This is a genomic window from Neobacillus sp. D3-1R, from assembly GCF_052180215.1.
GTDB lineage: Bacteria > Bacillota > Bacilli > Bacillales > Cytobacillaceae > Pseudoneobacillus.
The window spans coordinates 1121869-1145929 of the sequence record NZ_CP197471.1; the positions used below are offsets into that span (position 1 = coordinate 1121869).

The window sequence follows — 24061 nt, forward strand, 5'->3', positions numbered from 1 at the left end:
AAAGATATATTTGAGACAGACTAAATAATTTTCATTTTCTTTAGTTTCTAATTTCGACATTTATATATTACAATGGTATGCAGACAAGTTTACGAAAGGTGGATCATATTAAATATGACTAAAATCATAAATGAAACATTTTTAAAAGCAGCTCGTGGAGAGAAAACGGATTATGTTCCAGTTTGGTATATGCGTCAAGCAGGACGATCACAACCTGAGTATCGAGCAATAAAAGAGAAGTATTCTTTATTTGAAATTACTCACCAGCCAGAACTATGCGCTTATGTGACCAGACTTCCTGTTGAGCAATATAATGTAGATGCTGCGATCCTGTATAAGGACATCATGACTCCTCTTCCGGCACTTGGTGTGGATGTTGAAATTAAATCTGGGATTGGGCCAGTCATTTCGAACCCCATTCGTTCGTTAGCAGACGTTGAAAAATTAGGGGAGATTCATCCAGAAGATGATGTTCCTTACGTATTAGATACAATTAAACTCTTAACAGAAGAGCAATTATCTGTCCCTTTAATAGGGTTTGCTGGTGCGCCTTTCACATTAGCTAGTTATATGATAGAAGGCGGTCCTTCAAAAAATTACAATAAAACGAAAGCTTTTATGTATGCAGAACCAAAAGCATGGTTTGCTCTAATGGATAAATTGGCTGAAATGACTGTTACATATGTAAAATCTCAAGTGAAAGCGGGAGCAAAAGCGGTCCAAATTTTTGATTCATGGGTTGGAGCTTTAAATGTTGAAGATTATCGTTATTTCATTAAACCAGCCATGGAACGAATCTTTACGGAACTAAGAGGAGAAAACGTGCCATTAATCATGTTTGGAGTTGGCGCAAGCCACCTTGCATTAGAATGGCATGACCTACCTCTTGATGTTGTCGGATTAGATTGGAGATTACCGATACATCAAGCAAGGGAAATGGGAATTACCAAGACGGTTCAAGGAAATCTAGATCCAGCCATATTATTAGCTCCTTGGGAAGTAATTGAGGAAAGAGCAAAGGCTATTCTTGATCAGGGCATGGCGCAACCAGGCTACATCTTTAATTTAGGACATGGAGTATTCCCATCTGTTAATCCAGAAGTATTGAAGAAATTAACTAGTTTTGTTCATGAATACTCAGCTTCAAAGTTAAACAAATAAAAGCCTTTTGATAGTAATTAGAAGGTGTTTTTGGCAAAATAAGTTTGTTAGATTTTTTAATGTTTTGGAAAAAATGAGGTGTAGTTGTGTTAAAAAAGAAAATGGGCTTACTTGTTATGGCTTATGGAACGCCATATAAAGAAGAAGATTTAGAAAGATATTATACACATATTCGCAGAGGGAGAAAACCATCTGAGGAAATGGTAGAAGAGCTCCGTGGGAGATATGAGGCCATAGGTGGAATTTCACCATTAGCTAAAATTACTGAAGAACAAGGTAAGAGTCTTGAGGCATATTTAAATAAGATACAAGATGAAATTGAGTTTAAGATGTATCTTGGACTAAAACATATAGAACCTTTTATTGAGGATGCTGTTGCACAAATGAACAAGGATGGGATAGAGGAAGCGGTAAGTATCGTATTAGCTCCTCATTTCTCTACCTTTAGTGTGAAATCATACAATGGACGTGCAAAGGAAGAAGCAGAAAAATTAGGTGGTCCAGTAATAAAATCAGTTGAAAGCTGGTATTTAGAGCCGAAATTTATCGACTATTGGGTACAAAAAGTTAAAGAAACATTTATTAAAATGCCACCGGAAGAAAAAGAAACAGCTGCATTGATTGTATCTGCTCATAGTTTACCAGAGAAAATTCTTCAATTAGGTGACCCTTATCCTAATCAGTTGCAAGAAACAGCAGATTTAATTGCCAAAGGAGCGGGAGTTTCTCATTATGCAGTCGGATGGCAAAGTGCAGGAAATACCCCTGAACCATGGCTTGGACCAGATGTTCAAGATTTAACGAGAGATTTATTTAATCAGCACGGATATAAGGCATTTGTATATACACCTGTTGGATTTGTTTCTGACCACCTTGAGGTTTTATACGATAATGATAATGAATGTAAGGCTGTTACAGACGAGGTTGGTGCAAGTTACTACCGACCGGAAATGCCTAACACTAATCCACAGTTTATTGAAGCTATGGCTTCAGCGATATTTAAGCTATTAGAGTAGAGTGGGGAAGGATACCCATTTTAGAGATATGTGAAAAGAAGGCGAGCGAAATGGAGGATATCAAAAAAGTTGTTGTGGTCGGAGGTGGAATTACTGGACTTACGGCTGCCTATTATTTGCAAAAAGTGGCTCGAGAAAAGAATTTACCACTTGAAATAAAACTAATCGAAGCCTCCCACCGTCTTGGGGGGAAAATGCAAACAATAGTCCAAGATGGTTTTACCATTGAACGCGGGCCAGACTCTTTTCTAGCTAGGAAACAAAGTATGTCTAGATTAGTAAAAGATGTTGGGTTGGAAGATAAACTGATAAGAAATACAGCTGGGAAATCATTTGTATTAGTCAATCAGCGTCTATTTCCGATGCCTGGTGGTTCCATCATGGGCATTCCGACACAAATAGCTCCATTTTTGACAACTGGCTTATTTTCAATACCCGGTAAACTACGAGCAGCAGCCGATTTTTTCTTGCCAAAATCGAATCCTAAAGAAGACCAGGGTCTAGGGGGATTTTTCAGAAGAAGATTAGGTGATGAAGTGGTTGAAAATCTAATTGAGCCCCTTCTTTCAGGAATTTATGCAGGGAATATCGATCAATTAAGCTTGATGTCTACTTTTCCACAATTTTATCAAGTAGAACAAAAATATCGGAGTTTAATTTTAGGAATGAGGAAGTCAACGACTTTATCCCCCAGTAATTCAAATCCAGAAAAAAAGAATAAAGGAATTTTCTTAACTTTAACGACTGGACTACAATCATTAACAGACAGAATGGAGGAGAGTCTAGAACCTCATTCTGTTTTAAAAGGGTATAAAGTCGAAAAAATAATCAAGATGGAAAGTCATAAATATGAGTTGGAATTAAATAATGGGGAAATATTGTTGGCGGACAGTGTAGTGGTCTGTGTAGGTCATCATATCGCTCAATCAATATTTTCTCAATATGAATTTTTCAATGTATTTAAAGATATGCCTGCATCGTCTGTAGCAACCGTTGCGATGGCTTTTCCGAAAGAAGCGATTGTCAAAGATATCGATGGTACAGGATTTGTTGTATCAAGAAATAGTGATTATTCTATAACAGCCTGCACTTGGACACATAAAAAATGGCCACATACGACTCCTGAAGGAAAAGTATTGCTTCGGTGTTATGTTGGTCGTGCTGGTGATGAAACCATCGTTGACCTATCAGATGATCAAATTACTAAAATTGTCTTAGATGATCTAAATAAAACGATGAATATTAAGATGGAACCTGATTTCTCGATAGTTACTCGTTGGAAGGATACAATGCCACAATATATAGTAGGGCATAAACAACGTGTTGAAACGGTGAAAAATGCAATGCAAAAGGAGTTACCTGGTGTGTTTCTAGCAGGAAGTTCCTATGAGGGTATGGGGTTACCTGACTGCGTGGATCAAGGAGAAAATGCAGTACAACAAGTGTTAGATTTCTTAAAGCTAACTTCTTTGAAAAAGGAATTCATTCATCAGTAGTAGAATGTAGGATGGCTCATAAAGCCATCCTATTTTTGACTTGATTAATATAAAGTGCAGTGATATAGTAGAAAAGTCGAGAAAATGACTAAAATTCTCATTTGGTCAGTTTGTGAGGTGATCTATGTCTATTGATCGTAAAAGATTAATTTTAGAAGCGGCAACAAAATCATTTTCGTTATTTGGTTATAAAGCAACTACGATGGACCAAGTAGCGAAGCTGGCCAATGTTGGCAAAGGAACGATTTATACCTTTTTCAAAAATAAAGAAGAGCTCTTTGATGAAATTATTAAAGAACTTATTTTAGAAATGAAAATGGCTGCGGAAGAAACTTATGATGAATCTTTATCCTTTTATGAAAATGTCCATCAGTCATTGTATCGAATTTTGGAATTTAGAAAAGAGCATCAATTAACGATTAAACTTTTTCAAGAAGAGAAGGAAATAGGAACTCCTGCTGTTTTAGATGTTATCTCTACCTTAGAAAATATGATATTAAATTATATCAAAGAACGAGTTAAACAGGCTATCATTCGTGGTGATATAAAAGAATGTGATCCAGAACTAACAGCCTTTGTGATGCTAAAGCTATATGTAGCTTTAATTTTTGATTGGGAAAAGAATCATGAGCCACTTGATAAAGAGGAAATTTTGAATTTATTTAAACAATATATTTTTATTGGATTATCCAAATAGGATATCCTTCTTTTTTGATGGAAAATGACTAAATGAACAAATTAGTCACTTTATTTTTATAATGGGGGAAACAGCTATGAGAAGTCTATTGAAGAAAGAACTATTAGCCATTTTAAAAAACAAGAAGTTATTAGTTCCCATATTAGCCGTCATGTTTATTCCAGTTTTGTATAGTGGAATGTTCTTATGGGCCTTTTGGGATCCTTATGATCATTTAGATGATTTACCAGTTGCTATTGTCAATAGTGACAAAGGGGCTGATTTCGAAAATGAAACGTTATCTCTTGGCAAGGATTTGGAAGAAAAATTAAAAGAAAGTCATGATTTTCATTTTATTTTTGTTGATAAGGAAAAAGGGATAAAAGGTCTAACGAATCAAAAGTATTACATGTTAGTTGAAATACCAGAAAATTTTTCTGAAAATGCTACAACGTTAATGAATGAAAACCCGCAGAAATTAGAATTAATTTATAAACCAAATGAAAGCTATAACTTTCTATCAGCTCAAATCGGTTCTACGGCAATAGAGAAAATAAAATCTTCATTATCTGAAAAAATCACCGAAACCTATTCAGATACGATTTTTAGTAAAATTGATAAGTTGTCCAATGGAATTACTGATGCTAGTGATGGAGCTAAACAGCTATATGAAGGTTCTCTAAAACTCCAAGATGGTACCACTGATTTGCAAAATGGCTTGTCTTTACTTGCAGAGAAGTCTATTGAGTTTAATGAAGGGGTTATTAAAATAAACTCAGGTAGTATGGAATTAACAAGAGGAGTAGATAAGTTATCTAATGGAATCACTTTGCTTGATGAAAATTATCAAAAAATTGAAGACACATCAGCAAAGCTTGTAGCAGGTAGCGAAAAGTTCCAAAGTGGTTTTGATAATGCTGTACAAGGGATTGAAGAATTAAGTGGTAAGACTCCAACCTTAGTTGCTGGTACAGAAAAAATCGAAACTGGAGCTACACAATTAAGTTCCTCAGTCGATCAATGGAAAGCTGGAGCTGAAGCAACTGCCGTTGGAGCAGCAAAGGTAAGTGGCGGATTAGAAGCTTTAAACGAACAAATGGAACAGCTTTTAGCAAATAATTCAAGCATAACTCCAGAACAGAAGGCAACCATTCAAATGACAATGAAGCAGTTAGTGGCTGGAAGTCAGCAAGTTGCTACTGGCACTACTCAACTATCTGATAGTGCTGGGAAAATTTCTCATGGAAGCAAATCGATTGCGGAAAATTTAGGTGCATTAAAGCAAGGGGAAATACAACTTCAACAAGGTGTCAGCCAATTAGCAGCAGGTTCACAACAGTTAAATAAAGGACTTGGCGATCTTGTTGAGGGGCAAAAGAAATTTCAAGCAGGTGTTTCCTTATTTGGTGAAAAGCTAACGGAAGTCAAAAATGGGTCTACTCAGCTTGCTTCAGGTGGAACAGAGCTTTCTAAGGCGCTTAATCAATTAGAAACAGGATCCAATGCACTAACAGAAGGTGTAGGAAAAATCAAGAACGGTTCTGATCAACTAAAAGAGGGGAACGTAGAGCTTACAAAAGGTGCAAATGAGTTAGCTAGCGGTCTTCATAATGGTGCAGAAGAAACATCAAAATTTAATCCAACTAAAAAGACAAGTGAAATGATGGCCAGCCCTGTAAACGTTAAAAATGAGAAAATAAATCATGTTCCGAATTATGGAACTGGTTTTGCACCATATTTCTTATCATTAGGATTATTTGTTGGCGGTTTATTATTGTCGATTGTTTTTCCATTAAGAGAGCCAGTTGCAGTGCCAAAAAATGCATGGAGTTGGTTTATCAGTAAATTTGGAGTTTTAGCTGGTGTGGGTATCATCCAAGCTTTAATTGCATCTGCTATTCTTCTATTCGGACTTGGTCTGGAGGTAGAGAGTGTACCATTATTCCTATTATTTACAATCGTAACAAGCTTAACTTTTATAGCATTAATTCAATTATTGGTTACTGTCTTAGCAGATGCAGGACGTTTCGTGGCAATCATTATTTTAATCTTACAATTAACAACAAGTGCTGGTACTTTCCCATTAGAATTAATTCCTAATGCGTTGCAGCCAATAAGTTCATTATTGCCAATGACTTATTCAGTAAGCGGCTTTAAATCTGTCATTTCTAGTGGTGACTATAGCTATATGTGGCATAATGCATTCGTACTTGTTGGGTTCTTAGTTGCATGTATGATCTTAACATTAAGTTTCTTTAGCTTTAAACATAAACGCCAATTTGAAGTGTTAAGTACAAATAATTAAAAAATCGTTTTGTAAACAAAGGCTCTTTTCTGAAACTTTGTTGCTTTTTGTAACTAACAAATAGCATTTCGCTATTCAGAATGTTAAACTCATATGAAAATTAAGAAAAGAGCCGATCACTTATTAAGAGAGCCCTGTAAAAATCCGGCTTCAGGGATTTTTACCAAAACCACAATCTATACGAAAACAGCTTAAACAAAAAACCAGTCGTCTTTGGGCGGCTGGTTTATCCATTTATTAGACTTATTCTTTGATATCTGTTAACCCAAGACACTTGTTACATGTATCTCCGTAGCATTCATGCTGCTCTTCGACAATTTCTCCACATTCACTGCAAACTTTAGGGGGTAAATTTTTAAAGAATTCTGTTACGCTCTCAAGCATTTGGATGACCTCCGTTGTTTTTAATGAAGAAAATCCTTACAACCTTATTTTATATCTGTTTTTCGTTGCATACACAGGATGGTTAGGAACACTTTGTGAACTTTTACAAACGTGAAATTTGTCATTGAATCGTATATAGTGAAAGTAGGAAAATAATCAATACGGAGGGAAAGAAATGAAGCTAACGGTAATTGGTTGTTGGGGCGGGTATCCAAAGAAAAATGAGGCAAGCTCTGGATATCTTCTTGAACATGATGGTTTTAATCTGTTAATCGATTGCGGTAGTGGTGTATTATCTAAACTTCAAAATGTCATACATCCAGAAGAGATAGATGCTGTTGTATTATCACATTATCATCCAGATCATATTGCAGATATCGGAGTTCTTCAGCATGCAAAGTTGATTCAAGGTTTTTTGGGAAAGAGCTTTGGTACCCTGCCTATTTATGGACATAATCAGGATCAGCAAGAGTTTCTAAAGCTTTCGTATAAAGAAATTACGAAGGGCATTGCTTATAACCCGGGTTTGCCGCTTAAAGTTGGACCATTTGACATTTCTTTTGTCCAAACGAATCATCCAGCCATTTGTTATGCAATGAGGATAGAAGTTGAAGGGAAAGTTCTGATCTATACGGGAGATACTTCATTTAAGGAAGAACTAATTCCTTTTAGTAAGGATGCTGATTTATTGCTTTGTGAATGTAATTTTTATGGAAATCAAAATGGAAAAAATGCTGGCCACATGACAAGTTTGGATGCCGGAACACTTGCACAAGCAGCCAATGTAAAAACATTAGTGTTAACTCATTTACCGCACTACGGTGATTTAGCCCAACTCATTGAAGAAGCAAAGCAGAATTATGGAAGAGAAGTTCTTTTGGCAGAAGAAGGATTAATTTTCGAAATATAAAGGGAGTGTTCAAACATGCTATTTATTGATAATAAAGGAATTACGGACCCAAGAATAAACTTAGCTATTGAAGAGTATGCTTTAAAGAATTTAGACATAAATCAAACCTATTTATTATTTTACATAAACGAACCATCTATCATTATTGGAAAAAATCAGAACACCATTGAAGAAATTAATACCAATTATGTTGAAAGCAATGATATTCATGTAGTTCGTCGTTTATCAGGCGGCGGGGCGGTTTATCACGATTTAGGAAATTTAAACTTTAGTTTTATCACTAAGGATGATGGGGACAGCTTTCATAATTTTAGAAAGTTTACTGAACCTGTTATAGAAGCTTTAAAAAAGATAGGGGTTAATGCTGAATTAAGCGGAAGAAATGATATTTTAGCAGAGGGTAGAAAAATTTCAGGTAATGCACAGTTCTCCACTAAAGGCAGAATGTTTAGTCATGGTACTTTATTGTTTGACTCTGAAATTGAAAGTGTCGTTTCAGCCCTAAATGTTAAAAAAGATAAAATTGAATCAAAGGGTATTAAATCAATCAGAAGCCGCGTGGCTAATATTTCAGAATTCCTTCCAGAGAAAATGGATATTCAGGAATTTCGCAGTCTTCTTCTTAAGAATATTTTCTCTGAATCACTTGAAATACCAGAATATGTCCTAACCGAGGAAGATTGGGGAAATATTCATAAACTTTCAAAGGAAAGATATCAAAATTGGGATTGGAATTATGGGAAATCCCCTAAGTTTAATATGCAGCATTCCCATCGTTTCCCTGTTGGACAAATTGATATTCGACTTGAAGTAAGTAAAGGTGAAATAGAAAACTGTAAAATTTACGGTGACTTCTTTGGAGTGGGGGATGTTAGCGAAATTGAAAATCTGTTAATTGGGCAAAAATATGAAAAAGCATCAATCGAAAATGCTCTAAGTGAAGTAAACATCCAACACTACTTCGGCAACATCACCAAAGAAGACTTCATCACTCTAATCTATTAACGCACTGGGGGTCAGACCCCCGATGCGTTAATGCGTTAAAGGTTAGGGTGTGGTGAACGTTTTCTTATAATAATTTATGCTTTTCTCTTGTATCCAAAAATTTCTTTCAATATAATATATTTAGAAAATTTATTATATTCACAATTAAAATGAATGAGTATTCATTCAATTAATGAACAAGGGGATGGGAAAATGAATTTATCAAAACAGCTTCATCTGACAGCAAGTTCATTACCACAGAAACCGGCATTCTACTTCATGGAACAAACAACTACATATCAACAATTAGACGCGGCGGTTACAATGTTTGCATCGGGGTTAGAACAACTTGGGGTTAAAAAAGGGGATCATATTGCTCTATTATTAGGAAACTCACCCTATTTTGTTATTGGGATGTACGGAGCTCTGAGACTTGGAGCTACAGTTATTCCAGTCAATCCTATTTATACTCCCGATGAGATTAGCTATATTTTGAAAAACGGCGATGTTAAGGTAGTGATAGCCCTTGATTTATTACTACCTCTAATTGAAAAGATGAACCCGCTACTGCCAAATGTGGAGAATTACCTAATTTGTGAAACTCCAAAAGAAAATGAACAATCTATACAAGTAGAGAATCTTTCTGTTTTCCCAAAATTGAAATCGTTTACAAACATCCTAGCGAACGGGCAGTTGAATTTTGTGGAACCAGATATTCAAGATGAAGATGTTGCAGTCATCTTATACACATCTGGAACAACTGGTAAACCAAAAGGGGCAATGCTCACTCACAAAAATCTCTATTCGAATGCAAAAGATGTAAGCGATTACCTGAAAATGAATGAAAGTGACCGTGTTATTACAGTTTTACCAATGTTCCATGTTTTCTGTTTAACAGTCTCTTTAAATGCTCCTTTAATGAACGGAGCAACTCTTATCATTTTTTCAAAGTTTAGTCCTAAAGAGGTCTTTGCTTTTGCTAAAAAATATGAAGCTACTGTGTTCGCTGGAGTACCTACCATGTATAATTTCTTACTTCAATTCCCAGATGTAAACCCAGAGGATTTACAATCTCTTAGGTTATGTATTTCAGGCGGAGCATCTATGCCAGTGGCTTTACTTAAGAATTTTGAAAAGAAATTTAATGTGGTAATATCAGAAGGCTACGGTTTATCTGAAGCTTCACCGGTGACTTGTTTTAACCCATTAGACCGACCACGTAAACCAGGTTCTATAGGTACTTCCATTATCAATGTTGAAAATAAAGTGGTTAATGAGTTAGGTGATGAGGTGCCTGTTGGTGAAGTGGGAGAATTGATTGTTCGAGGTCCGAATGTTATGAAGGGGTATTATAAGCTTCCGGAAGATACGGCAGCAACAATCCGAGATGGCTGGCTTTATACTGGCGACTTAGCAAAGATGGATGAGGAAGGCTATATTTATATCGTTGATCGTAAAAAAGATATGATTATTGTTGGTGGTTATAATGTGTATCCACGTGAAGTAGAAGAAGTGCTTTATAATCATCCGGACATTGTGGAAGTTGCCGTTCTTGGTGTTCCAGATCCAAACGTAGGAGAAGCCGTAAAATGTTATGTGGTGAGCAAAAATGCCGACCTAACAGATGCCGAACTTTTGCAGTATTGTAAAGAACATTTAGCCAAATATAAAGTTCCAAGTACAATTGATTTCCTTGAAGAACTCCCAAAAAATACAACAGGGAAAATCTTAAGAAGAGCTTTAAAAACTAAAGTTTTGGAAGAAATGAAAGGATAGTACTCCATATAGCTCCATTCTATTAAAGGATTATTTAGTTAAATAATAGAATTTTAATATTGAAAAATATAATAGAAGGAGCAATTGAAGTGCAAAATATATTATTTGATTTAAATGAGCATATTGCTATCGTAACTATTAATCGTGAGGAAGCCTTAAATGCCTTTAATTATGACACGTTAAAGGAATTACAGGATGTGGTTGAACAAATTCGTGTTAATCCTAACGTTCGAATCGTTATTTTTACAGGTGCAGGTGAAAAAGCTTTTAGTGTTGGAGCCGATCTTAAAGAACGTAAATCATTAACGAATGAGGAAGTAAAAAGAAACTTATTTAAAATTAATGAGGTATTTAATGCTATTGACCAACTTCCTCAACCAACCATTGCTCTAATAAATGGTTATGCATTCGGTGGCGGCATGGAGCTTGCGTTAGCATGTGATTTCCGAATTGTTGCTGAAAAAACATTACTTGGGTTAACAGAAACAAGTCTTGCGATTATCCCGGGAGCTGGTGGAACGCAAAGACTCCCAAGGTTAATTGGTCAGGCAAAGGCATTAGAATTAATCTTAACAGCAAGAAGGGTTCCTTCAGAGGAGGCCCTTCAGTTTGGGCTTGTTAATCGTGTCGTTCCAATCGAAGAGCTTTTGTCATCTGCATTGGATTGGGCTAATATGATTCTTCAAAATGGACCAGTAGGTGTTCAGCAAGCGAAATTTGCGATTAAACAAGGAATGAATACCGATTTAGCTACCGGACTTCAAATTGAACGAAAAGCTTATGAAGTAACGATTCCTACAGAAGATAGAATCGAAGCCCTTCAAGCCTTTTCAGAAAAACGTAAACCAGTTTTCAAAGGAAAATAATATTGGAGAAAAGCAACCATTGTTCTGATGACAATTGATGGTTGCTTTTTATTAAAAAAAGAGACCCAATAAAAATGGGTCTCTATTCAGAGAATCAACAGGATAAATAAATTTTTTTCTTTTTAAAAATTCTGTTGTTCTCTAAGATGCTGTTCTGCTAACGCAATAAGACGTTTCGTCATTTCGCCACCAACAGAACCGTTTGCTCGTGCGGTCGTATCAGCACCAAGTTGAACTCCAAACTCATTGGCGATTTCTTCTTTCATCTGATTCAGAACATTTTCTGCTCCAGGGACCAAAAGTTTGTTTCTACCCACGATACATCACTCCCGACGAAGTTTTTGAGCAGATTTTCTGCTCATTCTTAAAATAACCTATTATTTAGTTTGAATTCAAATGAAATGAAATTTAAAATGAAAAATAGATTTTGACAGAATGTGAAAATGGGAGTTTTCTTTAAAGTTCACGGTTAATAGAGAGGAAATAAGATAGAGATGATTGAGAATAATTTGGTAGAATCGGCGATTTCCTTTTGGGGAAGTAATGGTAGCGATTTTTTAAAACTTACAGGCGGGTTTCAGAATGATGTTTACGAGTATAAACAGGGTAAGAAAAAACGAATTTTGCGTATTTCCAACAGCAAACAACTATCACATGTAGATCTGACCATTGGGGAAATGGAATATATTGAGATGCTTGCCGAAAGAGGAATTTCAGTCTCAAGGCCGCTTCTTTCGATGCATGGCAAATACATAGAAAAAATAAAGTGGAATCATAATACCTACCTCGTAGCATCCTTCTCCTATGCCAAGGGAAATCCGATAATGGTAAGCAATCCAAACGAATGGAATGAATCTTTTTTTCAACATTGGGGGAGGACAATGGGCAAGATGCATTCCATTTCCAAAGAGCATGATTGTCGCATTATTCAAAGACCAGCATGGAGCCCAGTTTCTCCAGATATCAGAAAAATAGCTGATTTTTTATCTTCAGTTAGCGAGGAAGCGACTAATTCATTTGAAAAGTTAGTAAAGATGATTCAAGCCCTTCCGAGAGAACTAGATACTTATGGGTTAATCCACAGTGATTTTCACCAAGGGAATTTTTTTGTTCAAGATGGACAAATGACGATATTTGATTTTGCTGATTGTACCTACAATTGGTATGCACATGATATTGCTGTTTCCTTTTACCATGCAGCATGGCAAGGAATGTCCTTCAATCCAGATGATACCTATTTTCCTGTGAAGTTTTTACACTCATTTTTTGAAGGATATAGACAAGAAAACGTATTAAATAGGGTTATATTAATACAGATTCCATTGTTTTTAAAATTTCGTGAGTTTTTTCTTTATACTCTATTTAATGAAAAATGGGATATGGAGCATCTAGAAGATTGGCAAATATATACACTTTCTAATTTGAAGGAGAGAATAGAAAGGGAGATTCCTTATTTAGATATTAGTTTTGAATCATTTTTGTAAATTGGATATAAAAGCAACGGAGTCCTTACTAAAAATTCGTAAGGACTCCGTTTCATTTTTAAGCATTTACATTTCCTAAGACACCGTTTGTAGCTGTAATCGCAATGATCACACATCCCCACATATGCTTGTAGGCTGTAACCATATCATCGCATGTGAAAGTTATTTTTCTTGGGCCAATTAATGCTACTGAAGGGATGGTTGTAGTCATTAATGCTTGGTTTGTTCCCTTGAATTCAATTTCAAATGTCACTGGTCCATCTACCTTTAATGGTGAAAACTCAGGAATTCTTTTAACAGCTACTTCTGCTTTTTCTCTAATAAGTGCCTGGGCTTTTTCGGGATGAATCAATTCAGCTGCAAATCGATCAATACCACGCTTAACCACCGCTGCTTCTACGCCTGGCAATGTTTCCTTTACCTCATTTACGTAAGCATCATCACCCGAGATGAATATAGCTGGAACATTAAAATCACCAGCTACCATGGCGTTCATCTCTGTTTCCCCGACAATTTTCCCATTGATTTTCATTTCATTTACACAAATTCCAGCAAGGGTATGACTAATAATGGTGCGTTCAGAGCCATTTTCACGTCCATGATGCCCAACAAACATAATGGCATCAAAGCTGTCATCTAAGCCTTCAAGCTGACACATGACGCGGTTGCTACCCTGGACAAGTAATGCTCTAGAATCGAGGTCCTCTATAAAAATATTAGACATGTTTCCGTGACCATCTGCCACAACTACTTCTGTAGCGCCACCTTTGAAAGCTCCTTCAATCGCTGCATTTACATCTTGTGTCATTAATTTGCGAAAACGTTGATATTCACTAGGAGTTTTTAATTGCTGATTGGTAGAGACCCCCGAAATACCTTCGATATCTGCAGAAATAAAAATTTTCATTAAGGAACCCAACTTTCTTTTAGTTATTTTTCAAAAAATTATATGTATTTAAATAATAGATTGCTAGAGGGAATGTATCAAGTAAATAGATTATCTATTTGTATTGAAATATAATATTTTAAAATTTTCTAAAAAATAGTTTGCAAAAATAATGGATAACACAGTATAATTTAGTGCATAAAAGCATAAAAGCGTTTAAGTGCGAAAGAAGTGTTCAAGGGGGATAAATAAAATGAAAAAGAGACTGAAACAATTATCGATTATAAGCCTATTAGGCTCGATTATTTTAAGCGGGTGTGGTGCGGATAAAGTTGCTTCTTCTTCAGATAAGGAAAACGAAGTGACAATTGGTGTAACACAAATTGTCGAGCACCCATCATTAGATGCAGCTTTTGATGGATTTAAGAAGGCTTTGGAAGATCAAGGAGTAAAGGCGAAGTATGATGTTCAAATTGCACAGGGGGATCAAAATAATAATCAGACGATAGCTACTAATTTTGTAGGGGATGGGGTAGATTTAATCTTTGCTAATTCAACACCAAGTGCGCTAGGTGCTCTAAATGCAACGAAGGATATTCCGATTGTATTTACATCTGTTACCGATGCTGTAGGTGCTGGACTTGTTGACTCCATGGAAAGCCCTGGCGGCAATGTTACTGGGACGACTGATACACATCCTGATGCTATTCCGAATGTAGTGAAATTTATTCAAGAGAATATGCCGAAAAGTAATGTAGGAGTTATCTATAATTCAGGGGAACAAAACTCTGTGGCGCAGATTGATTTAGTGAAAAAAGAATTAGAGAAGGCAAATATGAAGTTAGAAGAAGCGACGGTTTCCTCTTCATCTGAAGTAAAACAAGCTGCTGAATCACTGATTGGAAAAGCGGATGTATTTTATATTATTACTGATAATACAGTTGTTTCGGCCTTAGAATCAGTCATACAAGTAGCTAATGATAATGATATACCGTTATTTGTCGGAGAACTGGATTCCGTAAAACGCGGTGGCTTTGCAGCATATGGATTCGATTATTTTGACATTGGGTATGAAGCCGGAGAGATGGCTGCGAAAATCCTGAAAGAAGGCAAAAAACCATCTGAATTACCTGTACAATACCCGCAAAAGTTAAAACTGCAATTAAATAAAAAAGCAGCAGAAGAAATGAACATCGAATGGAATGACAAATGGAACGAAATTGGAGAAGTCATTGAATAAACAAATAGGTATTCATACCATAACGCATTAAAGCGCTGGGGGTCAGACCCCCGGTACAGCAAAGCGGTGAAGCGGCGGGGGTCAGACCCCCAGCGCTTTGCAGTGGTGGTGCGTTGAAAAGGAAGGGATGGTTGAGGTATGGCAACGGCAATTTTTGGTGCTTTTGAATCTGGGGTCATTTACGCAATAATGGCTTTAGGTGTGTATTTATCTTTTAGAATTTTAGATTTTCCTGATTTAACAGTGGATGGCAGCTTTGTTACGGGTGCCTCCGTTACAGCTATACTAATCTCTCAAAATGTTAATCCTTTTGCGGCAACCTTGGCAGCTCTCATTGCCGGTTTCCTAGCAGGGTCATTAACTGGATTATTGCACACAAAAGGTAAAATAAATCCTTTACTATCAGGGATTCTTATGATGATTGCTCTTTATTCTATTAATTTGCGTATTATGGGGAAGTCCAATATTCCGTTACTATCAGAAGAAACCGTTTTTACTTGGGTGTCAGAAGGATGGAAAGCAATTGGAATTGATCAAGGGATACAGTCAATCCTATCAAGTATTGGTCTTGCAAGCTTTATTCCAAAAACATGGGCTATTGTTGTGATAATGAGCTTACTAGTATTCTTGTTGAAACTAGTAATAGATTGGTTTTTAAAGACGGAAATCGGCTTAAGTATCAGAGCGACAGGTGATAACGAAACAATGATTAGAAGCTTTGCTGCTAATACTGATTTTTTAAAAATTATTGGTCTTGGATTATCCAATGCTTTAGTTGCTTTATCAGGCGCATTAGTTGCTCAATACAATGGGTTCAGCGATGTTGGTATGGGAATCGGAATGATTGTTATTGGACTAGCATCGGTTATTATCGGGGAAGCGGTCTTTGGAGCCAAAACCATCGTTAGGGCAACATTAGCGGTAGTAGCCGGTTCTATTTTATATCGTATTATCGTGACTCTTGCTCTTAGGGTCGATTTTTTAGAAACAGGTGATATGAAAATGATTACCGCCTTTATCGTCATCTGTGCTCTAATTATCCCTAAGACTTGGAAACAGTGGAAAGAAAGGCAAAATAAGAAAAGTAGATTGCTTGCTTCATTGCAAAAGACAACCCATTCTCAAAAGAAAAGTGGTGAAAAGCTTGCTGCAATTAAATCAAATTTATAAAGTTTTTAATGAAGGAACAGTCGATGAAAAAGTGGCACTAAACCATCTTAATCTTTCAATGAAACAAGGTGATTTTGTCACCATCATTGGCAGTAATGGTGCCGGAAAATCAACATTATTAAATTTAATTGCTGGGAAGCTTACACCTGACTTAGGTGAAGTAATCCTAAATGAAAAAAATATTACTCACATGAAAGAGCATAAAAGAGCTAGATTAATTGGTCGGGTATTTCAAGACCCTATGGCTGGAACAGCACCATCCTTAACAATTGAAGAAAATTTAGCTATAGCTTTTTCTAGAACAAAAGCCCGAGGTTTTTCACTAGGTGTAACACGGAATCGGCGAGCCTTTTTTAAAGAGAAATTAGAATCGCTTCAACTAAACTTAGAAAATCGATTAACGGCTAAGGTTGGTTTATTGTCAGGCGGTGAACGGCAAGCTTTATCACTTTTAATGGCAACTTTTACTGAACCGAAAATTCTTTTATTAGATGAACACACAGCAGCACTTGACCCATCAAGGGCAGAACTAATTACTTCCTTAACAAAAAAAATAGTAGAAGAAAATAAGCTAACTGCCTTAATGGTTACCCATAATATGCAGCAGGCTATTGATTTAGGTAACCGTTTAATTATGATGGATCGAGGGGAAATCATTTTTGAAGCAGACGAAAAGAAAAAGAAGGAGCTTACTATCGAGGTCTTATTAAAGGAGTTCCAGCAAATACGTGGTGGATCCATGACCGATCGAGCGATATTAGTTTAGATAGGAAAAAGGAGTGGACACTTAAGTGACCAACTCCTTTTTTTCGTAAAACGAAATATAGTTTATTGTGAAACCGATTTTTGGTATGTATAATAGATTTCAAGTTATTAGACTATCTATTTTAGAAAGAGTGGTGATGATTGACATGACAGAGATGGTGATGGAAAGACACGCCTCCGATTTTAAAAGAGGAATACAGGCTGGAATTAGTATTGCCATTGGCTATTTTCCAATTGCATTAACCTTTGGCTTGCTTTCAAAAACAAGTGGTTTGTCCATTTTTGAAACAGTAATGATGAGTTTAATCGTGTTTGCTGGGGCATCACAATATATTTCCTTATCGCTCTTAACATTAGGAACAGGTACATTTGAAATAATATTAACAACCTTTATTGTAAACATTCGTCATTTTTTGATGTCTGCATCACTCAATGAAAAAGTGGATGATGATCGAACTCTTTATAAAGCAATATACTCGTTTGGAATAACAGACGAAACGTTTTCTGTTGCGGCTACGAAAGAGGGAAATGTTTCAACAGGGTACATATTTGGTGTCATTTCTGTTTCCTACGCAAGCTGGGTCGTCAATTCAGGAGTAGGTCATCTTGTTGGATCAAGTCTTCCAGAAACCTTACAAGAGAGTATGTCCGTTGCGTTATATGCTATGTTTATTGGGCTTTTGGTTCCTTCTTTGAAAAAAAGTATGAAGGCGATTTTTCTCGCAAGCTTAGCTGCCTTATTTAATATCATTTTTACGTTCGCAGAATTATTATCGACAGGATGGTCTATCGTCTTGGCTACTATTTTATCTGCTGTCATCATTGAAACTATAGAATGGTTGAAAAATAGAGGATCAAAAGGAGGAGAGTCCACATGAAAGTAGAAATCCTCTGGATGATCATTGGGATGGGACTCGTCACCTATATACCAAGAATGCTTCCATTTGTTTTATTCAAAGGTAAAGAGCTTCCCCCTTTTTTACAAGGCGTATTAAAAAATGTTCCATTTGCTACCCTGGGTGCTTTAATATTTCCAGGGATCCTTTTAATTCAAGAGGATATATGGTATGGGATATTGGGAGCAGCAGCTGCCTTCTTAACTGCCTTTTTGGGTGCAAACGTTATTGTGGTAGTAGTTAGTTCGATAGCTGTTTTAACTATCTACTCTTTTTTTGTATAATGAAAAAAGCCGGTCTAACACAGGCCGGCTTTTTATCTTAAAGTAATCTAAACCGGGAAAATGTTTTCTCTATTTTTTATAGGACTCAGGGTACGCTATTTAGTTCAATTCTGCTATTTTGGAGGGGTTATCGGACACAGAGTACGCTATTGGCTTCTCATCGCACAAAAATGGTCACTTTTTACCTCGATAGCGGTTCGTTTGTCCCATAAGAATAAGAAAACACCGATATTTTTATAAATAACGGATTATAGGTCCTATAAATGTTTTCTCTCATTTTTTGCGGACACAGGGTAGATATTTTTGGTTTACCATTTTTTTTAGGTTTTATGATTTCAGTAGGTAATTTAAAAAATCTATAATATTGTTCTAAAAAATCATTTTTTAACTAAACTTAAAATAGAAGGTTGGACAAAGAGGGGGTCTAAAGATGGTAAGGAAAATGGGTATATATTCCGTTATAGCTTACACACTATACGGATTATTTTTTTACTGGTACCTATTTTATTTCGCAGATACAAGCCTTCCGTTTGAATATGAAGGTTCAAAGGCCGATCCTGCTACATTTTTAAATGGGCGCGAATTGATGCTTAGTGAAGAATACTCCAAAATTAGAAATTTATTGTTTTTTCTATCGACTCCGTTTGAATGGCTGTTCTATTTATTCATTCTAATTATTGGTCTTTCAAACGCATTTAAGAAATGGGCGGAGGAGACAACAAAGAATCGTTTTTTTCAGAAAGCTATCTATCTGATTTGGTTATCTCTTTTTGCATATATAGCTACATTTCCGCTAAGCTATATTAGTTACTCGTTATCTAAAACCTATCATATATCAACCCAGAGCTTTGCCTCTTGGATGAAAGATGAGTTAATCGACTTTTGGATTAACTATGGAATGATGCTTATTATAGTCGTTGTTCTTTATTGGCTAATTAAAAAGAGCCAGAAAAGGTGGTGGTTGTTTGCATGGATTCTTTCAGTGCCGTTTACATTGTTTCTAATGTTTGTACAGCCTGTAATTATTGATCCTTTGTATAATGATTTCTACCCTTTAAAAAATAAAGAACTAGAAAAACAGATATTATCACTAGCCAGTGAAGCGAATATCCCAGCTGATCATGTTTATGAAGTAAATATGGGGGAAAAAACCAATGCTTTAAATGCTTATGTGACAGGAATTGGATCTAACTCTAGAATTGTTCTTTGGGATACTACTTTGAATCGCTTGAATAATGATCAAATTCTTTTTATCATGGCACATGAAATGGCCCATTATGTCGAAAAACATCTGTATTTTGGAATTGCTGGATATTTGCTTCTATCTTTAGTTGGCCTCTATTTAACGTATCGTATCATAAATTGGGTCGTTACTAACTGGGGAAGAGAGTTGAAAATTTCAAGTGTAGCAGATATTCGTTCACTCCCTTTAATATTAATGGTTTTATCTATATTAATGTTTGTTTCTAGCCCGTTGTCCAATTTTGTATCCCGCTATCAAGAAGCAAGGGCAGATAAATATGCGATAGAAATGACAAAAGACTCAGAAAGTGCCATTACAGGTTTTCAAGAGCTAACTCGTTCAGGTTTGAGCCAGGTTAACCCTCCGTTATTAGTGAAGATTTTCCGATACGGTCACCCAACCATGCTTGAGAGGATTTCAAGAATTGAGGAATACGAATTAGAACATAGAACATCAAAATAAAAAATAAAAAATAGGCTCACTTTTTCAGTCATCTGAATAGTGAGCCTATTTTTTATGAGTAAAAGTAAAATGTTCCGTGTTAATCATAAGAAATGTTAAATTCCTCCGATTTAATATTAAGTCTCTCCCTAGGTACCGAAACGTTTGTTTAGTTCGTTAAGTTGTTTGGATAATTTCATAAATACATCTTTTTGGCGCTGATCAATCGCAGCATCAATTTGTTTTTGGAGCTTTTCCTTTTCGGAATTGAGTTGGATTTCTCTTAAAAACATTTCAATGTATAAATTTTGGACAAATGCTTCTTTTTCAAGCTGACGATTCATAGCACCGGTTTTCATTAAATTTGAATAGGATTTATCCTTCATGTGTATCCCCCCTGATGCTTTTTTATATTATATGGAATTCAATGAACAATATCAACTAAAAATTTATAATTTTCAGAAAATATTTTTTATGTCAAATTTAGCAATCTTTCACAAATTGTTAAAATATTTTAAACATGAATGTTATGATGTTGTCATAAAAGAAAGGAGTTGAATATTTTGAAAGATAAAATTATAGAAGAATATGAAATTAATCCCTGCACAATGTTAATTATCCCAGTTCTTTATGGCAGTAAGACTTATTCCAAGATTTATGAATTAGAGGATGAAATTCTCTCGCCGTTTAAGCCGTTTGAAATCATAAAAACCAGTTGTGAATTCTTCGGAAGCAGTTACGAAGGTCGTAAAGAAGGTTGTAGAAAATTAACTGGGATTACTCACAAAGCCCCAATTGCCATTGACCCCACAAATTCCATTTATTTCTTCCCCACCACTTCTCCGAGCCAGCCTGAATGTATTTGGATTTCACACGAACATGTTTTGCAATATCGTCAAACTTCACCTAATCATACGAATGTCATTTTTCGCAATAAGGAAACTTTTGAAGTACCCATTTCAACAAGATCATTTAACAATCAAGTTATTCGTACAGCTCATTTAAGAACAAAACTCAATCAGAGAATGAATGAGATGGAAAGAAGAGCATATTTTTATCTTCATACTCCAAAGTATATGGCAGCATCAGAAAGTAAGGACGAGTATGGAAAATTCCTATTAAGAAAAGAACCGCAATTTTTTGAATAAGGGTAAATAGGCTTCAATAAAATTAACCTTGGTGAAGATATCTTTTAAACAAATAATATTCCATTAACTCTTGTACTTTGTTACGTATTCTTGGATTAAAATAATTATGCTGTTCTTCATAGCCTTTATATAGAAAGGAGAACATGGTAAACGATTCGTCACGATTTATTTCTTTTACTTGTATTTGATTTTTTCTTAAAAATTGTTTGACTTCATATAATTCTTTTTGAATCATTTTCATTGCTTCCTCAATTAATTCTAAATAGGGCTTTCTTAGTTTGAATGGACTTTTCTCAAAAACTAATAAGTCTCGATTTAATACAATTAATACCATCGGCAAATAAATGGCTTTTTCGATGATATCTCTTTCAGCTTCTGGTATACGAGTCATGAAAAGTCTCCTTTCTTTTAAGAACGTTTGTTCGTATAAATCATACAAGAAAAATGGCGTGAAAGCAAGATTCTTCCCTTATGAAAAAGTATTTTGTTTGTCTAAAATTTTTCGTAGTAACTTTTAAACTTTTGCAATAATTATCTTTTAATTAGGAATAAAGACATATCTTTATTTTTGGACTGAAAAAATTTAATTATTTACGCAGGAAAATTATTTCTGTTGTCGAAATAATTTTCTATGCTTTTTAGGGGGAAGAAAAGAATGGTCAAAAGAGGAATGGAACCTAAAGACTTGTACCAATTGAAATCAGTTGCAAATCCATTGATTTCACCTGATGGAAAGAAATGCCTTTATGTAGTAACATCCATGGATGAAGAAAAACAAGCCTATACATCTAATTTGTTTATCCAAGATTTGACGGAGGATACACCAGCCGCTCAATGGACATTTGGGAACAATCGTAACCAAAATGCAAAGTGGTCACCTAATGGGGACAAGATTGCTTTTTTATCGAATCGTACAGGCAGTATGCAAATATTTCTTATGTCAGAAAAAGGTGGGGAAGCACGTCAGCTTACCTTTTTTGAAAATGGTGTAAGTCATTTTATTTGTTCACCGGATGGTGAAAAATTGGCATTTTCTATTTCCTTAAAAGAAGGTCAAGATATACAAGATTTAGAGCAAAAGGAAAAGAAAAAAGATGACGTAAAGGCAAAGGAAGTTACTGCATTAGTTGTCGAGCAGATGAAATATAAATCAGATGCAGAAGGATTCTGGAAAGGTACATACAGACAAATTGGAATCATAGATATTGCAACAGGAGATGTTGAACAATTAACATCTGGTAAAGCTGACCTGCACCTACAATGCTGGTCTCCTGATGGAACCTATATTGCCGTGGCTGGGGACTTAACTGAAAACCGGGATGATTCTTTTTTAATGGATGTATTTCTTCTAGAAGTATCTACAAAAGAATTACATAAAAAAACGAATAGCGACGGGTTTTTTGGAGGAGTTACATGGTCTCCTAATGGACGTTATTTAGCTATGACAGGACACAATAGAGAATTTGAAAATGCAACCCTTACAAAGCTTTGGATTTATGACTTAGAGGAGGATACGCATACCTGTTTAACAAATGAGTGGGATGTTATAGTAGGAGATTATACGATTGGCGACTTCCAACAAGGCGTAGCCAACGTGGGAATTCTCTGGGCAAACGATAATCATAGCTTCTATTTCCAAGCAACTGACAATGGAAATACCGCACTTTATTATGGGAATTTAAATGGTGAAATTTATCCAGCGTTATTAGATAATCAACATGTTTATGGGGTATCCATTGATGGAAATGACCTTGCAGTAGTAGCTATTAGTAAGCCAGACCATCCTGGTGATTTATATTCTTTAAAAATAACAACAGGTGAGCTTAAAAGATTAACGAATGTAAATGAAAAGGTATTGGAAGAGATATCTCTGTCTCCAGTTGAAAGCTTCGAATTTGAAAGTGAAGGCGGTCTAAACGTTCAAGGCTGGTTAATGTATCCCGCTAATTTTAATAAAGATCATAAATATCCTTTATTACTAGAAGTACATGGTGGTCCACATGCAATGTATGGAAATAGCTATATGCATGAGTTCCAAACACTTGCTGCCGAAGGTTTTGCTGTATTATTTACAAACCCGCGCGGAAGTCATGGTTATGGACAGGAATTTGTGAATGCCGTTAGAGGCGATTATGGTGGAAATGATTATAACGATTTAATGAATGCAGTAGATTTTGCTTTAGAGAAGTTTACTTTCTTAGATAAAGACCGTATGGGTGTTACTGGAGGAAGTTATGGCGGATTTATGACAAACTGGATTGTTGGTCATACCGATCGATTTAAGGCTGCTGTTACACAGCGTTCCATTTCAAACTGGATTAGTTTTTATGGCGTAAGTGATATTGGATATTACTTTACCGAGTGGCAAGTCCAATCAGACCTAAGTGATATTCAAACTCTATGGAAGCATTCACCACTTGCTTACGTAGACCAAGTAAAAACTCCATTATTAATTTTACACAGTGAAAAAGATTATCGCTGCCCAATCGAGCAAGCAGAGCAGCTGTTTATTGCATTAAAGAGACAAAATAAAACAACTAAATTTCTACGCTTCCCTGAAGCCAATCATGAACTTTCAAGAAGTGGTCATCCAAAGCTTCGACTAGAAAGATTAAATGCTATTAAAGACTGGTTTAACCAGTACGTATAAACAAAAAATGCTTCAGCATTATTTGCTGAAGTATTTATTTGAAATTTAGGAATATATTGGGTTTACATTTTTCAAAATATAGCATATACTACTATTAATTATTTGAAAGGTGGGTGACGTGTAATGAGTAAATTAAATCAATATCTCATTGTTGAATATCGTTGCATAGCCCATCTGTGCGTTAATACAGTTAATTAGAATCTTTTTGTCCTCTAATGCTTATTAAAACCATGGGTTGTGCGTGCCTATGGTTTTTTATTATGTAAAAAAAGTGAAAAAA

The 24061-nt window shown here is 35.6% G+C and carries 23 protein-coding genes; 18 read left to right on the top strand and 5 right to left on the bottom strand.

Translation table 11 applies throughout. The annotated features are described in order from the left end of the window. Positions 1 to 114 precede the first annotated feature (114 nt). The 5 genes from hemE (at position 115) to ACSBPO_RS05675 (ending at position 6654) form a co-directional block, all read left to right on the top strand. On the top strand, positions 115 to 1161 hold the full coding sequence (gene hemE / locus ACSBPO_RS05655) for a uroporphyrinogen decarboxylase (RefSeq protein WP_442599091.1): 1047 nt from the start codon (positions 115 to 117) through the stop codon (positions 1159 to 1161). 86 nt (positions 1162 to 1247) lie between these two features. Then, on the top strand, positions 1248 to 2177 hold the full coding sequence (gene hemH / locus ACSBPO_RS05660) for a ferrochelatase (protein WP_442599092.1): 930 nt from the start codon (positions 1248 to 1250) through the stop codon (positions 2175 to 2177). 50 nt (positions 2178 to 2227) lie between these two features. Next, positions 2228 to 3673, top strand: a complete 1446-nt coding sequence (gene hemY / locus ACSBPO_RS05665; protein WP_442599093.1) for a protoporphyrinogen oxidase — start codon at positions 2228 to 2230, stop codon at positions 3671 to 3673. Positions 3674 to 3797: 124 nt separating this feature from the next. After that, complete coding sequence (locus ACSBPO_RS05670) at positions 3798 to 4370, top strand: TetR/AcrR family transcriptional regulator (RefSeq protein WP_442599094.1); 573 nt, start codon at positions 3798 to 3800, stop codon at positions 4368 to 4370. Positions 4371 to 4446: 76 nt separating this feature from the next. Then, positions 4447 to 6654: a YhgE/Pip family protein gene (locus ACSBPO_RS05675; RefSeq protein ID WP_442599095.1), complete on the top strand. Its 2208-nt coding sequence runs from the start codon at positions 4447 to 4449 to the stop codon at positions 6652 to 6654. A 243-nt stretch (positions 6655 to 6897) separates the two neighbouring features. Here ACSBPO_RS05675 and yhfH read toward each other — a convergent pair whose 3' ends face one another. Next, a complete protein-coding gene (yhfH, locus tag ACSBPO_RS05680; RefSeq protein WP_442599096.1) occupies positions 6898 to 7038 on the bottom strand; it encodes a protein YhfH in 141 nt (46 codons plus the stop codon). Positions 7039 to 7213: 175 nt separating this feature from the next. Here yhfH and ACSBPO_RS05685 point away from each other — a divergent pair, with 175 nt between their 5' ends. The 4 genes from ACSBPO_RS05685 to ACSBPO_RS05700 all read left to right on the top strand — a co-directional run bounded on the left by ACSBPO_RS05685 (position 7214) and on the right by ACSBPO_RS05700 (position 11574). Then, positions 7214 to 7948: an MBL fold metallo-hydrolase gene (locus ACSBPO_RS05685; protein WP_442599097.1), complete on the top strand. Its 735-nt coding sequence runs from the start codon at positions 7214 to 7216 to the stop codon at positions 7946 to 7948. A 15-nt stretch (positions 7949 to 7963) separates the two neighbouring features. Continuing rightward, the gene (locus ACSBPO_RS05690; RefSeq protein WP_442599098.1) at positions 7964 to 8953 is read left to right on the top strand and encodes a lipoate--protein ligase; all 990 of its coding nucleotides are present in this window, start codon (positions 7964 to 7966) and stop codon (positions 8951 to 8953) included. A gap of 192 nt (positions 8954 to 9145) precedes the next feature. Next, the gene (locus ACSBPO_RS05695) at positions 9146 to 10708 is read left to right on the top strand and encodes a fatty acid--CoA ligase family protein (RefSeq protein ID WP_442599099.1); all 1563 of its coding nucleotides are present in this window, start codon (positions 9146 to 9148) and stop codon (positions 10706 to 10708) included. Between the two features lie 89 nt (positions 10709 to 10797). Continuing rightward, positions 10798 to 11574, top strand: a complete 777-nt coding sequence (locus ACSBPO_RS05700; protein WP_442599100.1) for an enoyl-CoA hydratase-related protein — start codon at positions 10798 to 10800, stop codon at positions 11572 to 11574. A 122-nt stretch (positions 11575 to 11696) separates the two neighbouring features. Here ACSBPO_RS05700 and ACSBPO_RS05705 read toward each other — a convergent pair whose 3' ends face one another. Beyond that, positions 11697 to 11891, bottom strand: a complete 195-nt coding sequence (locus ACSBPO_RS05705) for a small, acid-soluble spore protein, alpha/beta type (protein WP_442599101.1) — start codon at positions 11889 to 11891, stop codon at positions 11697 to 11699. Between the two features lie 177 nt (positions 11892 to 12068). Between ACSBPO_RS05705 and ACSBPO_RS05710 the strand changes: the two genes are divergently transcribed. Continuing rightward, positions 12069 to 13058: a phosphotransferase enzyme family protein gene (locus ACSBPO_RS05710; RefSeq protein ID WP_442599102.1), complete on the top strand. Its 990-nt coding sequence runs from the start codon at positions 12069 to 12071 to the stop codon at positions 13056 to 13058. Between the two features lie 58 nt (positions 13059 to 13116). On the opposite strand, the gene ACSBPO_RS05715 is transcribed toward ACSBPO_RS05710, so the two are convergent. After that, positions 13117 to 13965 (bottom strand): M55 family metallopeptidase, encoded by an 849-nt coding sequence (locus ACSBPO_RS05715; RefSeq protein ID WP_442599103.1) that lies wholly within the window; start codon positions 13963 to 13965, stop codon positions 13117 to 13119. A 232-nt stretch (positions 13966 to 14197) separates the two neighbouring features. Between ACSBPO_RS05715 and ACSBPO_RS05720 the strand changes: the two genes are divergently transcribed. The 6 genes from ACSBPO_RS05720 to ACSBPO_RS05745 all read left to right on the top strand — a co-directional run bounded on the left by ACSBPO_RS05720 (position 14198) and on the right by ACSBPO_RS05745 (position 20004). Beyond that, positions 14198 to 15184 (top strand): ABC transporter substrate binding protein, encoded by a 987-nt coding sequence (locus ACSBPO_RS05720; protein WP_442599104.1) that lies wholly within the window; start codon positions 14198 to 14200, stop codon positions 15182 to 15184. 138 nt (positions 15185 to 15322) lie between these two features. Then, positions 15323 to 16354, top strand: a complete 1032-nt coding sequence (locus tag ACSBPO_RS05725) for an ABC transporter permease (RefSeq protein WP_442599105.1) — start codon at positions 15323 to 15325, stop codon at positions 16352 to 16354. After that, positions 16329 to 17120: an ABC transporter ATP-binding protein gene (locus ACSBPO_RS05730; protein ID WP_442599106.1), complete on the top strand. Its 792-nt coding sequence runs from the start codon at positions 16329 to 16331 to the stop codon at positions 17118 to 17120. The genes ACSBPO_RS05725 and ACSBPO_RS05730 overlap by 26 nt, the downstream gene beginning before the upstream one ends. A gap of 145 nt (positions 17121 to 17265) precedes the next feature. Next, entirely contained in the window at positions 17266 to 17997 is a 732-nt protein-coding gene (locus tag ACSBPO_RS05735) for an AzlC family ABC transporter permease (RefSeq protein ID WP_442600315.1), read from the top strand. Beyond that, complete coding sequence (locus ACSBPO_RS05740; RefSeq protein WP_442599107.1) at positions 17994 to 18299, top strand: AzlD domain-containing protein; 306 nt, start codon at positions 17994 to 17996, stop codon at positions 18297 to 18299. Before ACSBPO_RS05735 ends, ACSBPO_RS05740 begins: the two co-directional genes overlap by 4 nt. 430 nt (positions 18300 to 18729) lie before the next feature. Next, entirely contained in the window at positions 18730 to 20004 is a 1275-nt protein-coding gene (locus ACSBPO_RS05745) for a M48 family metallopeptidase (protein ID WP_442599108.1), read from the top strand. A 128-nt stretch (positions 20005 to 20132) separates the two neighbouring features. Here ACSBPO_RS05745 and ACSBPO_RS05750 read toward each other — a convergent pair whose 3' ends face one another. Then, entirely contained in the window at positions 20133 to 20369 is a 237-nt protein-coding gene (locus tag ACSBPO_RS05750) for an IDEAL domain-containing protein (RefSeq protein ID WP_442599109.1), read from the bottom strand. Positions 20370 to 20546: 177 nt separating this feature from the next. Here ACSBPO_RS05750 and ACSBPO_RS05755 point away from each other — a divergent pair, with 177 nt between their 5' ends. Beyond that, on the top strand, positions 20547 to 21131 hold the full coding sequence (locus tag ACSBPO_RS05755; RefSeq protein WP_442599110.1) for a competence protein ComK: 585 nt from the start codon (positions 20547 to 20549) through the stop codon (positions 21129 to 21131). A 22-nt stretch (positions 21132 to 21153) separates the two neighbouring features. Here the strand turns inward: ACSBPO_RS05755 and ACSBPO_RS05760 are convergent, their stop codons facing one another. Then, positions 21154 to 21522: a hypothetical protein gene (locus tag ACSBPO_RS05760; protein WP_442599111.1), complete on the bottom strand. Its 369-nt coding sequence runs from the start codon at positions 21520 to 21522 to the stop codon at positions 21154 to 21156. A 264-nt stretch (positions 21523 to 21786) separates the two neighbouring features. Here ACSBPO_RS05760 and ACSBPO_RS05765 point away from each other — a divergent pair, with 264 nt between their 5' ends. Then, positions 21787 to 23781, top strand: coding sequence for a S9 family peptidase (locus ACSBPO_RS05765; RefSeq protein WP_442599112.1), 1995 nt, complete (start codon positions 21787 to 21789; stop codon positions 23779 to 23781). Positions 23782 to 24061: the final 280 nt, after the last annotated feature.

What these genes read in the sequence shown, in the direction of transcription:
- hemE (WP_442599091.1), top strand. Translation starts at nt 115, where the DNA reads ATGACTAAAATCATAAATGAAACATTTTTAAAAGCAGCTCGTGGAGAG.
- hemY (WP_442599093.1), top strand. Translation starts at nt 2,228, where the DNA reads ATGGAGGATATCAAAAAAGTTGTTGTGGTCGGAGGTGGAATTACTGGA.
- ACSBPO_RS05670 (WP_442599094.1), top strand. Translation starts at nt 3,798, where the DNA reads ATGTCTATTGATCGTAAAAGATTAATTTTAGAAGCGGCAACAAAATCA.
- ACSBPO_RS05675 (WP_442599095.1), top strand. Translation starts at nt 4,447, where the DNA reads ATGAGAAGTCTATTGAAGAAAGAACTATTAGCCATTTTAAAAAACAAG.
- yhfH (WP_442599096.1), bottom strand. Translation starts at nt 7,038, where the DNA reads ATGCTTGAGAGCGTAACAGAATTCTTTAAAAATTTACCCCCTAAAGTT.
- ACSBPO_RS05685 (WP_442599097.1), top strand. Translation starts at nt 7,214, where the DNA reads ATGAAGCTAACGGTAATTGGTTGTTGGGGCGGGTATCCAAAGAAAAAT.
- ACSBPO_RS05690 (WP_442599098.1), top strand. Translation starts at nt 7,964, where the DNA reads ATGCTATTTATTGATAATAAAGGAATTACGGACCCAAGAATAAACTTA.
- ACSBPO_RS05695 (WP_442599099.1), top strand. Translation starts at nt 9,146, where the DNA reads ATGAATTTATCAAAACAGCTTCATCTGACAGCAAGTTCATTACCACAG.
- ACSBPO_RS05710 (WP_442599102.1), top strand. Translation starts at nt 12,069, where the DNA reads ATGATTGAGAATAATTTGGTAGAATCGGCGATTTCCTTTTGGGGAAGT.
- ACSBPO_RS05715 (WP_442599103.1), bottom strand. Translation starts at nt 13,965, where the DNA reads ATGAAAATTTTTATTTCTGCAGATATCGAAGGTATTTCGGGGGTCTCT.
- ACSBPO_RS05720 (WP_442599104.1), top strand. Translation starts at nt 14,198, where the DNA reads ATGAAAAAGAGACTGAAACAATTATCGATTATAAGCCTATTAGGCTCG.
- ACSBPO_RS05725 (WP_442599105.1), top strand. Translation starts at nt 15,323, where the DNA reads ATGGCAACGGCAATTTTTGGTGCTTTTGAATCTGGGGTCATTTACGCA.
- ACSBPO_RS05735 (WP_442600315.1), top strand. Translation starts at nt 17,266, where the DNA reads ATGACAGAGATGGTGATGGAAAGACACGCCTCCGATTTTAAAAGAGGA.
- ACSBPO_RS05740 (WP_442599107.1), top strand. Translation starts at nt 17,994, where the DNA reads ATGAAAGTAGAAATCCTCTGGATGATCATTGGGATGGGACTCGTCACC.
- ACSBPO_RS05745 (WP_442599108.1), top strand. Translation starts at nt 18,730, where the DNA reads ATGGTAAGGAAAATGGGTATATATTCCGTTATAGCTTACACACTATAC.
- ACSBPO_RS05750 (WP_442599109.1), bottom strand. Translation starts at nt 20,369, where the DNA reads ATGAAGGATAAATCCTATTCAAATTTAATGAAAACCGGTGCTATGAAT.
- ACSBPO_RS05760 (WP_442599111.1), bottom strand. Translation starts at nt 21,522, where the DNA reads ATGACTCGTATACCAGAAGCTGAAAGAGATATCATCGAAAAAGCCATT.
- ACSBPO_RS05765 (WP_442599112.1), top strand. Translation starts at nt 21,787, where the DNA reads ATGGTCAAAAGAGGAATGGAACCTAAAGACTTGTACCAATTGAAATCA.